The following is a 13,666-nucleotide window of genomic DNA, read 5'->3' on the forward strand; positions in this document are numbered from 1 at the left end:
GAAGTTGTCACATCTAAGGTGTTATATACTAAAACATTCTACAATCTCTTTATAAACTCCTTTTCACTTTACAACTTCCCTTTATTGGCGCGTAAAGGAGATGCCTAATGAAGGTTACTATATTCATGATTTATATTTCAGAGGTAGCATTCCTCTCCACTGATAACTCGCCTTCTCTTCCCTTGCGAAAAGTTAGCGCCATCCCTACAAATATAAGGATAATCCCTACTACTTGCATACTAGTTGGTCTAAATCCGGTAAAAACAGTATCTAATAATATTGCAACAGCAGGATCTAAAAACACTAATACAGAAATAATTCTCGTCGATAAATGTCTTAAACTGTCAAAAAATAAGTAATATACAAATCTAGTATGTACAGATCATCACCTTGAAAATGCTCGAAATCTAAAAATAGTAGTAATAAAAAAAGCATCCTTTTTTCTTAAAAGAGGATGCTTTTTTATATTTATTAACACTCAAATATGCTACTACTTTTGAAGAGTAAATTGGGCAACTATTTGTTTTAATTTTCCTGCTGCGTTATGCATATGTTCAATTGAAACCGAAATCTCTTGAACAGATTTTTCTTGCTGTTGAATAGACTCTTTTACCCTATCAGTTCGGTCAGATGATCTTTGGGAAATTTGAGCCATGTCTTCTGCAGAAGCCGAGATTTCCTCACTACTCGCTGCAATTTCATCTGTAGACATAGATACCGTTTGAATTTGCTCAGATACTTGCTGTACTTTTTCTGTAATTGTTCCAAATACTTTTTCTGTGTGCATTACTACTTGTGTACCTGCCTGTACCTCATTATCTACTTTCCCCATCATATGTACCGTATGGTTCGTTGTTCCCATAACTTGAGTAATAAGATTCTCAATTTGTTTTGCAGAATCACTAGATTGTTCTGCTAATTTCCGCACTTCATCTGCCACAATTGCAAATCCTCTACCACTTTCACCAGCACGTGCAGCCTCAATTGCGGCGTTTAATGCTAATAAGTTAATCTGAGAGGTAATACCTTGCATAACATCAATGATTTTAACAATTTCTTCTGATTGTTCTTTCATAGTCTCTACTTGTTTCACACCGCTATGTACCGAATTTTGGATTGTATCCATCTGTTGAATCATTTGTTTCATTAATTTGTTACCATTCTCTGCATCTAATGCTGATTGAGCAGACAATTCATTTACAGAGGACGATGTATTGACTATACTCTGCATTCCTTGTGTCAATTCTTCCATCGCACCCGCAGTTTGTTCCATTGCTTGCATTTGACTCTCTGCACCATTTGCAACTTCTTCAATATCCATAGTGATTTTCTTCGCTGCACTACTAGATACTTCTGATGCAGATGCTACTCCGTCTGCATGTTGGAATAAAAGCTGAATATTATTCTCTACTTCTTGCATATTTGTTCTTAGCCCTGCAATCATCTCGTTAAAATTACTTACTAATACACCTAATTCATCCTTAGCATTATAATCACCATGTACAGTTAAATCTCCTTCTTTCGCTCTTTCCATCATACGACTAACCGTTTGTAACGGAGCAACTATAAGCCTACTAATAATATAACTTACTATACATATAACGATTGTAGTAACTACTACAAGAATGATAAAAGTAATAACGGATCGATCAATCATTTTTTGAGAATCTTTAAACACTTGATCAGCTAAGTTTGAAACATACGATTCTAGATCCACTGCATAACCAGCTAACTCTATTCCCTTCGGTTTTAATTCCTTCTGAAATTCATGTACCATTTGTGGCTCGTTTGTTGCCTTCGCCTTTTCAAATAATTTTTTATATGTATCTTTATAACTTGGTAAAGATTTCTTCATCTTCTGAAACAGTTCATCCTCTTGCTTACTTAAATTAAAACCATCATCATATTCTTTTAATAAAGAATCATATTTTTTAAGATCCTTTTCAATATTATCAATTATTCCCTCTTTATTTGCTACTTCATTTTGTGATGCCGTAATTAACTCTAATAAGTTATATTCTAGTGAATTTTGTGTGCGAAGCATTCCTTCTAATAAAATTGCAGAATATTGATAATCATCTACTACAACCTCTGTATCGTGTTTAATCTTATTAATAGAATGAATTGCTACACTGCTCATAATTACCATACCTAAAACTGCTAATGAAATAAGCGATAATAATTTATATTTCACTTTTAAATTTTGTAAAAAATACATTTTTCCACCTTTATTCCTTTATATATAGATTTTTAGAATTTTATAGCTTATTATTTACAAAATCGCAATAAAAAGCAATGATAAATATTCCCAATATCAAACTTATATCTCTATAAAAAAAGAAGTAGCTATCATGCTACTCCTTTTTGCTTTGTTTCTCATATTGTTCAAACGTGTGAATTCTTTCAAAAATTGGTGGGTGGGTGTATAAGAAAAACTTCACTAACGCAGGCGGATTTACTTGGCTTAAACTTGTTTTTGATAAATATTGAAAAGTTTTCACACCAGATTTCCCGTCCTTCGTCATATTTAAAGCATATTGATCTGCCGCTCTTTCTTCTATACGTGAAACGTAGTTTGTTGCTGGTTGTGCTGCAAAAGAGAGTATAGAAGAAATTAAGAAAAATAAAGGTAAAATGGAGAAACATGCCACTTTTGAAATTTGCAATGTATCTCCCCATTTGCGAATACACATATTTATAATACGACTAATTAAAAACATACCTATAAACGATAGCAACACATAACTTGCAACGCCAAAGTATATATGCTTCATAACATAATGTCCCATTTCATGAGCCATGATAAATAATATCTCTTTATCTTTTAACTGCTTAAGCGTTGTATCCCACATTACAATACGGGCGTTAGGACCAATTCCTGTTACGTAAGCATTTAATGCATTCGTTTTTTCTGACATATTTACTTCATATACGTGTTTAGCAGGAATGTCAGCTTTGTCTGCTATCGCTAAAATTTTCGTTTCTAATTCTTTATTTTTCAGCGTTGAGAAGTCGTTATAAAGCGGATCAATAACGACAGGCTGTATGAATGTTAAAAAGATTGTAAATGGAACAGAGAGCGCCCACCCTGCTAGCCACCACCTCTTCGGAAATTTACGGATAAGCCATAATAGAACGGTAACTACAATTAACATAGTCGCATAACTTTCCCAAAAACCGATAACATGATCTTTTATCCAGCTTTGTATACTTTGTGTTGAAATGCCGTAATCAACGGATACTTTCCGGCCAATCCATTGCATCGGTAAGGCAAGCACTGTTGTCAGTAATGATAAATAAAAGAGATAAATCGCAACTTGCAAGACACTTATTTTAGTCGTTTCCTTCGACCATTTCTCAAACTTTCTTGAAATACCTAGCACAAGTACAAATAATAAAATAATCCATTCAAGAGGCGTCGCTAAAAAGTATAGTAAATTTTTCACGCGCGAATAATCTTGGCTTAGCGTAAGCTCTCTAGCACTCATAAACGTTTCTGGATCTGCACTTGTTCCTTTATACATGTCCGGAATAAGTTCATGATTCCATCCAAATAAATACCAATATATAAGTAACGCAAATCCAACGTACAAAAAAAGCGACCAACCAATAACCTTCCTCACGCTATTCCCTCCTCTATGCTGCCTGTCTATTATTATTGTAAGTTCGTACACGCTAAATTAGAACAAGCTTATTATGTGAATTGCTCTGGATCTTTTTATTTACATAAAAAAACTCTTCTACATAAGAAGAGTTTTACCTATCTTTAAACACTTTCTTCGGTTCATAATCCGGAAGCACTTACAAACCAACGCCTTTTACATATCAAATATACTCATAGTCTTGAAAGAATAGCGTCGTTATAATAAAGCGAAACTTTAATCAGTGGGGTCTTACTGCCCGACAAATAGCGGGATAATCTTAAAAAATCCGATTAAAACTAGTACGTACCCTACTTGCTTTTTAGATAACATAAAGAGCCTCTTTAAGGAAGTACATCTATTAATAAACTAAAATCTTGTAAAGAGAAGGAACTATATTTCATAATACCCTGTACAGCTAAAAGTAAAATAAGACCGATCACACACATATAGTTAACGCTTTCTTCACTCTTTTTTTCAGTAACGACTCCACCACTTATACATAAAATCCCCAACAAATGGAGCGCTAAATACATGAAAAAGTAAGCTTCCTCCCAGCGCAAAATAACATTCACTGTCGTTATTAACACTAGACTAAGTAAAATCAAATAAAAAAACTTATTTGATGATATCGTTTCATTCATATAATTTTATACATCCCTTTCAAATTTAGAATTAATGATGTTTCAAAGCTATAAAGTAAATGATTGTTTTCATACTATAAAACAAAAGGAAAGCCACTATTACTTTCTCGAATACTTTATGAACCCACATATACTTCTCTCCATTTTTTCTGAAGATGCGCTTCATCATTTCTTCTACAATTAGACCAAATATTAGTACAACTCCTAATACAATAAGAAGAGAAATAATATTTTCTTTTAAATGATTACTAGAAAACAAATACTACAGGTTGAATCCAATTACAAAAGCTTTTATCACACATATCTGCAATAGACGTAGCATCTATAATTTCTTTTAATATTTTTTCAACCGTCTTCTTCATCTTATTTACTCCCGACTACATCTGAAAAGCTCTTTTCCTGCTCTGCATATATAACTGGCACTTCTTTACTCCAATACTTGCGATTAACAAATAAAAAGATAAGTACTAAGTTTAATCCCGTTATAAATATAATAAGTCCAGGAAAGAATGTCGTATAATTTGAGAAGTCTGCAAAACTCATAATTTTTTCTCTACTTATTAAAAAAGACGCGCCCATTACAAATGCATTGTTTAACATATGTATTGCAATTGGCATGAGTAAACTTTCCGTACGAATATATACGATTGACAATACGATGCTGAATATGGCTGCACCGAGGAAATCAACATGTAACAATGCAAACAATATTGCTACAACGATGGTCGCTATGCTCGTTCCCCATTTTGTTGCAAAGCGTTGAAGTAAAAATCCGCGAAAAACAAACTCCCCGATAATTGGTGCGATGAATACAACCCTAATGACTTGATATACATATCCCCCAGTACTATCTATAATCGGTTCATGCAATGCATTCATAATAAAGTCTGGTGTGATCCATGCAAAACTATACATATACAAAATAAGATACCCGTAACTAAATATGCATAACATAACCGTAATGTATAAAACTTGCACCAAGTTAAATGTTTCATTTTTATTAACAAACAATGAAAATGAAATGCGATGCTTTTTATACTCATAAAAAATCCATACCATCGGAAGGATATAGAATATAAGGATATTTATAAAAGAAGAATTTTGTATATGAAATATACTTGTTAGCAAATCGCCACTACTTCTCGCTATTAAAATTAATAGTGCAAATACAATTAAAAAATATCTAGCTCGCATCACTTGAAACGGATTCACACTCATCTCCTCCCCTATGTTACTTTTATCATATCATTTGATTCTTAATTTTTTGCGAAAGAAAACCTTAAAATTTCCTTAAAAATTCCATAAGTTACAAAAGGATGATATGATATTCGAGAAAATTAGGAGGGATTTTTATGTACCAAGCAAATATTTTACTCGTTGATGATGAAACAGCAATTTTACAATTACTAACTACCATTCTTGAAAAAGAAGGTTTTTCTCATATTACAACTGCAACATCAGCTGAAATAGCTTTATCTCTAACTAAGGAAAACAATTACGATTTAATTATTTTAGATGTAATGCTTCCTGGACAATCTGGTTTTGATATTTGTCCAATCATTCGCCAACAAACAGATTGTCCCATTTTCTTCCTATCAGCAAAAGCATCTGATTTAGATAAAATATCTGGATTTTCATACGGTGCGGATGATTATATTACGAAGCCCTTTAATCCATTAGAAGTAGTAGCACGCATGAAAGCACAGCTTCGGAGACATATGAAACAAGCAGTACCGCACGAACAAAAATCACACTCGATTTCATTTGGAAGATTTGAAATTGATCAACACTCTGCAGAACTGACAGTGGATGGTCACATTGTCGAATGTTCCGCTCAACTCTTTCAACTACTACTCTTCTTTTGCGAGAATCCGAACTACGTATTTTCGAAAGAGGAAATATACGAAAAAGTTTGGGGAGCACCTGCCTATAATGGCGATGACAACACTGTTATGGTCCACATTCGAAAACTACGTGAAAAAATTGAACACGATCCAAGTAAACCAGAATATATAAAAACTGTTCGCGGCCTTGGTTATAAGTTCGTTACAAAGTAGGGTGAAGATATGAATTTTAATAAACGACTTATTATTCAATTTATCATGCAACACGTTTTTGTTTTAGTTACATTACTTATCGCTGTAGTTGCTGCTTTTACTTATTTAATTTTTCTTCTTACTAGTACTTTATATGAACCTAACATTCCAGATTCTGATAGTTTTACGATTTCAAGATACATCTCTTCAGAAGATGGGCATATTTCATTACAATCTGAAGTGCAAGATTTAATAAAGGAGAAAAATGATTGGCTCCAAGTTGTAGATGAAAACGGAAAAATCCTCTACCACTTTAATACACCAAATGATGTTCCGAATGCTTATACGAAGACATCTTTAGTCGCATATATACAACATCATATCGAAAGTAATTATAAATTTACATATTGGGAAATTGAATTAGAAGAAAAGAAAGTACTTGTTATTTATGGTGGTATGTTAAAAAGCAATGCTTTACTAACAGCAATTCAAAAGGAGCATTCCTCTTTAACAATGGATTCGTTCACATTAACAGATCAAGAAAAACAGTTACTGTCTAAAGAAAAAGCAGCACTTCAAATATTTAATCAAAATGGCGAAGAGGTTTTTTCTTATACAACCGGAAAGAAAAAAACATTTTCAGCAATACAAATCGCCCTTAATGAAAAAGAACCTTGGAATCATAAAGAAAACACCTCTAGCTTTTACGATGCAAATAGTGGCAACCTTCTCGTTGTAACTGCAAAAAATGATCACTACTACCCAGATGACGAAATTGAAGATGTATTTACTAAGAAGTTTCTCATTGGATGCGGATTAATCCTTCTTATCGTATTTGTTTATTTAGTCATTCTTTCTATTTGGTATGGTAATAAATTCGGGAAACCGTTATTACATGCGATGCGCTGGCTTAAAAATATCGCTGGTGGAAAGTATGAAGAACCTATTAGTAAAAAAGGAAAGCCTGTCAGGTTCCGGCGATCTGGTAAAGAAAAATGGTCATTCCGTTTGTTTAGAGATGTGACAAGTTCACTAGAACACCTTTCTATTACACTCAAGAAAAATGATGCGATGAGGCAAGTACTTCAGCAAACACGAGAAGAATGGATTACCGGTCTAACGCATGATTTAAAAACACCACTTAGCTCTATATATGGCTACGCATTATTACTAGAATCGAATCAATACAACTGGACCGATCGTGATATTCAACAATTTGGTAGTGTTATGAAAGAGAAATCTCAATATATGACGACATTAATTGATGATTTAAGCTTAACGTATCAATTAAAAAATAATAGCCTTCCTGCACAGCACGTAAACGTTGAAATCAATCAGTTCGTCCAAAAAGTATTATTGCAATTTATTAATAATCCAACACTTCAAAATCAAAATATTGAATTCGTACCGAGCTCAAATAAAATTCAATATTTCATTGAAGAAAAATGGTTCCAGCGTATTATCGAAAACTTACTCGTAAATGCTGTAAAACATAATAACGAAACAACTACTGTCATCGTAAAACTATCACAAAACGCCAATTCCTTTATACTCTCCATTTCGGATGACGGAAAAGGAATGGATGAAAAAACGAAAGAACTTCTATTTGAACGATATTACCGCGGAACAAACACAGAAGAAAGCAACATCGGAACTGGACTTGGCCTAGCCATTACAAAACAGCTCGTTCATGCTCATAACGGGACAATTTCCGTTGATAGTGCACTCGGAAAAGGAACGACGATTATTCTTGTGTTTCCGTTTCGTTCGTAGGAAAGACGCTATGTGGCGTCTTTTTTCTTTTCTAGAAGAATTTTGCGGTAATTGAAATTATGTGGATCGTTTTTTTGAGGTGTTTTAGCGGTATATGAAATTATATCAGCGATTTTTTGAATATATCAGCGATTTCCGAAATATATCGACTTACCGACAAAAATTGACAATACTAACCTACTTCCTCTACTACTATACAAAGTAAAAATGACCTTTCATAACTCACTATGAAAGGTCACTCCATATTTCAGCTATTTCCCTACTAACACAAACACATTCTCATCAGGTGCTTCCATCACTGCAACATGTCCTGATTCTGTTGGAAATGGTTCGCGAATCCACTTTACATCTTTATTATCTTTTAAACTTTCATACGTTTGTTGTACATCTTCTACTAATACTTCGACTTCCGTAAAATTAATATCCGGATGATTGCTTATTACTAACTCCGAACTTTTCTCATCTGGAAACTTCAATCCTATTAACGTCCAAATAACCCCTTCCTCTAATTCTCTTTCTATCATCCAGTTTTGCTTCATTCCCATTTCTTTATAGAAAGAAACTGATCTTTCTATATCTTTCGTATGTATAGATACACATTCTAGTTTTTTGAACATTTTCCTATTTCCCCCTTCATGAAAAAGCGAACCATCTCCCAATGATTCGCTCTTACCCTATTATTTTTTCTTCACCGGTATCCAAAGCTCTACTTGTGCAAACTCACTCTTATCTTCGTGGCAACGCTCATCGTACAGTTCAAACTCTGTAACTCCGCAATGTTCATATCCTGAATGCGGGAACCATTCTGAGAATACTGCATTCCAAGTTTGGTGAATAGACGATACCATTTCTTCATGAGGAACTTTCGGCGTTGTAAATACTGCATATGTTGCTGCCGGGAAAGTACGCTTTGCAATTTCATTTGGTACATTTTCAAAATCTGTAACTTCCATTCCGATAATATAAGTGAAGTCTCCTGTTTCTAAATTAAAATCAGTACATAATCCAAGCTCTACCCATTGGCTCGTATCTTTACGATTCGGAATCGTTGTCCCAAGATCTTTTTGTAAATATTCTTGCCAAAATACTGGAATGTCTTGATGGTTTTTCCCTTCTTTACTTGTCGTCTTCAATTCATAACCCGCCACTAAAAATTCTGGTTTATTTACAATACGATATTCCATTTGTATGCCCCCTAAATACGGATTTAATTTTCTTTGCTTTACATTCACTCTGTAATACATCGGTGTTTCGATTTCTTGTTTTCGATATTCACTCGGTGTCATTTTAAATAATTTTTTAAAGGCTCTCGTGAACGTTTCGTGAGATTGAAAGCCATGTTCAAACGCGATATCAATAACTTTTTCATCCGTATGAGAAAGTTGATAAGCTGCCCGGGCTAACCTCCTCTTTCGAACATACTCCATTACTGTATCACCTACTAATGCCTGAAATACACGGTGAAAATGCGACTCAGAAAAACCTGCAATGCGAGCTAAATTACGCAGCGTTTGTTTTTCCATTACATCTTCCTCAATATAATCAATTGACCTTTGAATTTGTGTTTCATAGCTTTCCATCTCTGTTCACCCGCCTTATATGTATTATGATAAAAGAGAACGCAATCCAATTCTTGACGTTTTTTACTATAATTCCATAAAAAATTGTAACTTTTTTATATGTATTTCGTTGTTATGTATGAAGGGAGGGAAATTAGTGAAACGCAAACAATCATTAGAAGATATTTATTCAGATCATATGCGTGATTTATTTCGCTATCTTCTCTCCCTAACCGGAGATTCTCACTGTGCGGAAGATCTCATGCAAGAAACCTTTTATCGCATGCTCGTCCATATTGATTATTACAAAGGCGAAGAAATTAGGCCGTGGTTATTTACAATTGCCTACAACGCCTTTATCGATTGGTATCGAAAAGAAAAAAAATATAAAACAACTACAGTGGAAGAATTCCATTTACCAAACGCGCCAAGTACAGAACATGAATATTTCGTAAAATTTGAGATCGCTAGTTGGTTAGAAAGTTTATCTTCTCTTCCGCTCGAAAGACGAAATGTCCTGCTACTACGAGATTACTATGGATTCTCGTATAAAGAAATAGCAGAAATGACCGGTCTCTCATTAGTGAAAGTGAAAATTGAATTACACAGGGGACGGAAAGAAATGAAAAGCATAAAGGAGTGATACGGATGGGGTGTACAGAATTTAAAAAACTATGGAAGAAGTATGAAAATGGAACGCTCACGCATGATGAACAAGAACTGTTAGAAAGTCATATTGAGTCATGTGAAGAGTGTGAAGCTTACTTAGATGAGCTGTTAACAAAAACAGAACCAATTAAGAAAAAGTTACCTCCAAAAGATCTTAAAGTTCCTTTTTGGAGGATTAAGTGGAAACATCGTTTACAAACGTTTGGTTTTATATTATCAATTTGCATCGTTATCTATATAATCGGCGGGGTATTATCAGCCTTTTATTTTCAAGCTAATAATGATAAAAGGCTAGAAGAAATTAGAGAGGTTCCTTCGCTTGCACTTGAAGCAACGATCCCAAATAGCCGTGTTATGGGGGGCGGAACAAGTGTAGAAGCTTTTTTCCGTACGAATAGCCAATTTGATTTAGTACGAACCGTCGGTAAAAAAGAAATGCCCCTCGGTACAATAGAAACAAAAAGCTTCTTATCATCTGTAGATGTTACGAAGCGAACTTGGATGAATCCGTTCTATCAACCAAAACTCTTCTTTGTTCACCCAAAAACAGAGCAGGGTGATTATTTAAAGGATTCATCAAAAAAAGTATGGGATACACTTGCAAAAGTACATGATGGAACCGTTGCAGAAGTAGCAATTTCTTTTGATAAAGCTTACACTTTAAAAGAATTAGAACCGCTTTTATATAGCATATTTGAAGCACAAGAACTCCCTCCAACTCCTGTATGGTACGCTTTAGATACAGGACAAGAAAGAAAAAATGTAGATGACTATATCCTACATGGCGGAGAAGCTATAGGATTTCCAGAACATGTAAGATTCCTCGATAATGAAACTGACGGGCAGAAAACGCAAGAAGACAAAGTAACCGAAATGATGCGCGTCCTTTCTATCCATAAAAAAACGGTAAGCAAAATAGCAGCACTTTCTGAGAAAGAACTAAATTTAGATAAACGTTATCAATATGTAAAAGATAACGGTGTAAAAGTATACGGAATTGTTATTACTGGCCCGTCGAAAGAGTTATTAAAATTACAAAACTCCCCGCACATACGTTATGCGACTCTTGGAGATATTGAGATTTGGAATTGGTTTGATAATTAATAAAAAAGTCGCTAAGAAATTAGTAACATCCTACTTTCTTAGCGACTCTTTCAACATAGTACAAACTGCATATATATTTTATATTTCACTAACCGAATCCGTAAATAAAGCATGGAATACGTTAACTTCTCCCATACGTAAACATTCCGTTTCAATATCAGATATTGCCGTTCTAGCAACCTCACGCTCTACTCTTACAAATCCTTTTGTATGCATTCGTTTTTCAAATTCACAAATGGTATCCATTTCTACATCGATTGTTTCAAAAGTCCATTCCCTTACATCTTCATCATATTTTGTTTTTAATACGTAGTAATAATAATATTTATCAAGTAAGCTAACAAAAACTCCTAAGTCAAGACGCTCACCTCTTGATTTTCGTATCCAATCAATATCATCATTTAACATCGGTTCTCTTCCATTTAACAACACGTTATATTCTAAACAATTATATAGGTTTAAATCTGTACAATCTGATACATGGTAATCACAAAATGTTGACTCGATTAAAGACAAAACTTCCTTTTGAGAACTTTCGTTTTCTATAAATGTTTCTTTTAGCTCTACAAATCGTTTATGCTCTTTAGATTCTTCGTACAATTCTTCTTCTTTCATAATATTTTTTGGAAAGAATTTGTAAACTATTTCTTTTAATTCATTCATCATTTCAGGCTTTGCCGTTTTAACCATTTTGTAAATCCCCCTATATAAAAAAGAATTCTCACCTCAATAAAGAATCATACCTCAAATATGTTATTAATTAACAATTAAATTATATTAAAATAAACAATATGATTCAATTCTGGTTTTTTAAAATTTTTATGTTATAATAGCTAACTCCGAACATTATATGTATCATAATATAAGAATCACAACAAAAAACGACAAAATTCTTTAAATTACCTTGAAAAATATAAAAATATATATATAAAGACCGAAAGATTCTAAAGCATCCATTAAAAATATTTATTATTTTTTACACATTAAAAATTAGTACTTTTTTCACAAATTATTATCAAGGGAAAACTTTACAATTTTTATTTTTTACCATAAAAGGTATCTTTATGATAAAATGAAATAGTATCGTAAAAATGTAATATATTCCCATACGAACAACCCTTTAAAAGAAAAAGGTGTCATCATAATTGATGACACCTTTTTCTTTTAAATCAATTTCACATATATCCCTCTCACCGCTTTTTCATAAGCAATATCATTCATCTGTCTTATGCTTTCTGACACAACAGACGAGTGAATAACTTCATCTTCACAAAGTAACGGCGGATCAATAAGACGCACTTTATTTTTCTGATGTAAATCATAATCGTTTCTATCTTCTTTTACTTTTATATTTGGATGAACTTTGCTTAATAAAACTTCTACTTCGGGGTCATTACATTGCTGTAATTTCGAAATAAGCTCATCATCTTCAAGAAGAAAATCATCTGCATGAATAATCCTTTTATGAAGAGCTACCTTTAACGTTTTCGCTAACATATCATTTCCGTAAATATTCATTGGTTGCATAAAGAAATCAATTACTTCTTTGTAATACGTTTCTGTAAACCACTCTGCCATTTCGATACTTTGAAGAACCATCTTCCCTTCTACAGCGATGACATCCTCTAAAAAACTGTGAACTTCTTCTAAAGAAATATAACCATATGTATACATATCTCGTAATGTATAATCCACTCGATCTGCGCATAATTCGGGCGCTGATTTTTCCAGTAACGTCCACTTCGAATCATCTAATAAAATATCTTCATAGTTATAACCATGCTTCGCAAGGATCGCTGGAATTTCTGAGTTTTTCACAACAGAACTAAATATCTCTTCATGATAACTTTCATCTTTATTATCAAAAACGTAATCAATCACGTGGGAAAAAGCAGTATGTGATACGTCATGTAGTAAACCAGCAATCTGTTCTTCTACTGAACCACCTAGTTTTTTCACTAATAACATAACACCCACTGAATGCTCAAAGCGAGTTACATTCCATTTCTCGTTCATTAAGTAACTTGTGCCTGCTTGATGAATTCCCTTTAGTCTTTGCATAGACTTACTTGAAATTAATTCTTCTACTACTTGATCCACTTCAAATTCTCCGTATAGTACATCTGATATGATCACTTACAATCCCCCTTTATTTTGATCGAGTCTTATAATCGTATCTCTTTTATGAAATTAGCACCAACATAAATATTTATTGTTATTTGTTTTTATTTAAAAAAATA

12 protein-coding genes and 3 pseudogenes are annotated in these 13,666 nt (G+C 33.4%); 4 read left to right on the forward strand and 11 right to left on the reverse strand.

All coding sequences use genetic code 11. From position 1 onward, the window contains the following. Positions 1-130: 130 nt before the first annotated feature. The 7 genes and pseudogenes from MHI28_RS11620 to MHI28_RS11645 all read right to left on the reverse strand — a co-directional run. Positions 131-432, reverse strand: a pseudogene (locus MHI28_RS11620) (EamA family transporter); the annotation flags it as partial. 58 nt (positions 433-490) lie between these two features. Continuing rightward, the gene (locus tag MHI28_RS36130) at positions 491-1,444 is read right to left on the reverse strand and encodes a methyl-accepting chemotaxis protein (RefSeq protein ID WP_414638674.1); all 954 of its coding nucleotides are present in this window, start codon (positions 1,442-1,444) and stop codon (positions 491-493) included. Beyond that, a pseudogene (locus MHI28_RS36135) lies at positions 1,439-2,218 on the reverse strand (MCP four helix bundle domain-containing protein); the annotation flags it as partial. The pseudogene MHI28_RS36135 and the gene MHI28_RS36130, both read right to left, overlap by 6 nt. A gap of 136 nt (positions 2,219-2,354) precedes the next feature. Beyond that, positions 2,355-3,623, reverse strand: coding sequence for a M48 family metallopeptidase (locus MHI28_RS11630; protein ID WP_001233325.1), 1,269 nt, complete (start codon positions 3,621-3,623; stop codon positions 2,355-2,357). A gap of 362 nt (positions 3,624-3,985) precedes the next feature. After that, positions 3,986-4,285 carry a DUF2101 family protein gene (locus MHI28_RS11635; RefSeq protein ID WP_001006051.1) on the reverse strand — a complete coding sequence of 100 codons (300 nt, stop codon included), beginning with the start codon at positions 4,283-4,285 and terminating at the stop codon, positions 3,986-3,988. 31 nt (positions 4,286-4,316) lie between these two features. After that, a pseudogene (locus MHI28_RS11640) lies at positions 4,317-4,647 on the reverse strand (hypothetical protein). Between the two features lies 1 nt (position 4,648). After that, positions 4,649-5,497, reverse strand: coding sequence for a CPBP family intramembrane glutamic endopeptidase (locus MHI28_RS11645; RefSeq protein ID WP_001067982.1), 849 nt, complete (start codon positions 5,495-5,497; stop codon positions 4,649-4,651). 140 nt (positions 5,498-5,637) lie between these two features. On the opposite strand from MHI28_RS11645, the gene MHI28_RS11650 reads away from it, so the two are divergent. Next, positions 5,638-6,342, forward strand: a complete 705-nt coding sequence (locus tag MHI28_RS11650; protein WP_000283858.1) for a response regulator transcription factor — start codon at positions 5,638-5,640, stop codon at positions 6,340-6,342. 9 nt (positions 6,343-6,351) lie between these two features. Continuing rightward, the gene (locus MHI28_RS11655; RefSeq protein ID WP_001010455.1) at positions 6,352-8,094 is read left to right on the forward strand and encodes a sensor histidine kinase; all 1,743 of its coding nucleotides are present in this window, start codon (positions 6,352-6,354) and stop codon (positions 8,092-8,094) included. 251 nt (positions 8,095-8,345) lie between these two features. Here MHI28_RS11655 and MHI28_RS11660 read toward each other — a convergent pair whose 3' ends face one another. Continuing rightward, entirely contained in the window at positions 8,346-8,711 is a 366-nt protein-coding gene (locus tag MHI28_RS11660) for a VOC family protein (RefSeq protein WP_000473644.1), read from the reverse strand. Positions 8,712-8,771: 60 nt separating this feature from the next. Further along, positions 8,772-9,674 carry an AraC family transcriptional regulator gene (locus tag MHI28_RS11665; protein WP_000446840.1) on the reverse strand — a complete coding sequence of 301 codons (903 nt, stop codon included), beginning with the start codon at positions 9,672-9,674 and terminating at the stop codon, positions 8,772-8,774. A gap of 136 nt (positions 9,675-9,810) precedes the next feature. On the opposite strand from MHI28_RS11665, the gene MHI28_RS11670 reads away from it, so the two are divergent. Together MHI28_RS11670 and MHI28_RS11675 are read left to right on the forward strand one after the other, a co-directional pair. Continuing rightward, entirely contained in the window at positions 9,811-10,296 is a 486-nt protein-coding gene (locus tag MHI28_RS11670; protein ID WP_086413196.1) for an RNA polymerase sigma factor, read from the forward strand. Between the two features lie 5 nt (positions 10,297-10,301). Further along, positions 10,302-11,426 carry an anti-sigma factor gene (locus MHI28_RS11675; protein WP_029442105.1) on the forward strand — a complete coding sequence of 375 codons (1,125 nt, stop codon included), beginning with the start codon at positions 10,302-10,304 and terminating at the stop codon, positions 11,424-11,426. Positions 11,427-11,504: 78 nt separating this feature from the next. On the opposite strand, the gene MHI28_RS11680 is transcribed toward MHI28_RS11675, so the two are convergent. Together MHI28_RS11680 and MHI28_RS11685 are read right to left on the reverse strand one after the other, a co-directional pair. Further along, a complete protein-coding gene (locus MHI28_RS11680) occupies positions 11,505-12,116 on the reverse strand; it encodes a hypothetical protein (RefSeq protein ID WP_000241090.1) in 612 nt (203 codons plus the stop codon). A gap of 474 nt (positions 12,117-12,590) precedes the next feature. Next, positions 12,591-13,562: an HD domain-containing protein gene (locus MHI28_RS11685; protein WP_340827977.1), complete on the reverse strand. Its 972-nt coding sequence runs from the start codon at positions 13,560-13,562 to the stop codon at positions 12,591-12,593. Positions 13,563-13,666 lie beyond the last annotated feature (104 nt).

It is taken from the genome of Bacillus sp. FSL K6-0268 (assembly GCF_038005425.1).
Taxonomy (GTDB): domain Bacteria; phylum Bacillota; class Bacilli; order Bacillales; family Bacillaceae_G; genus Bacillus_A; species Bacillus_A thuringiensis_S.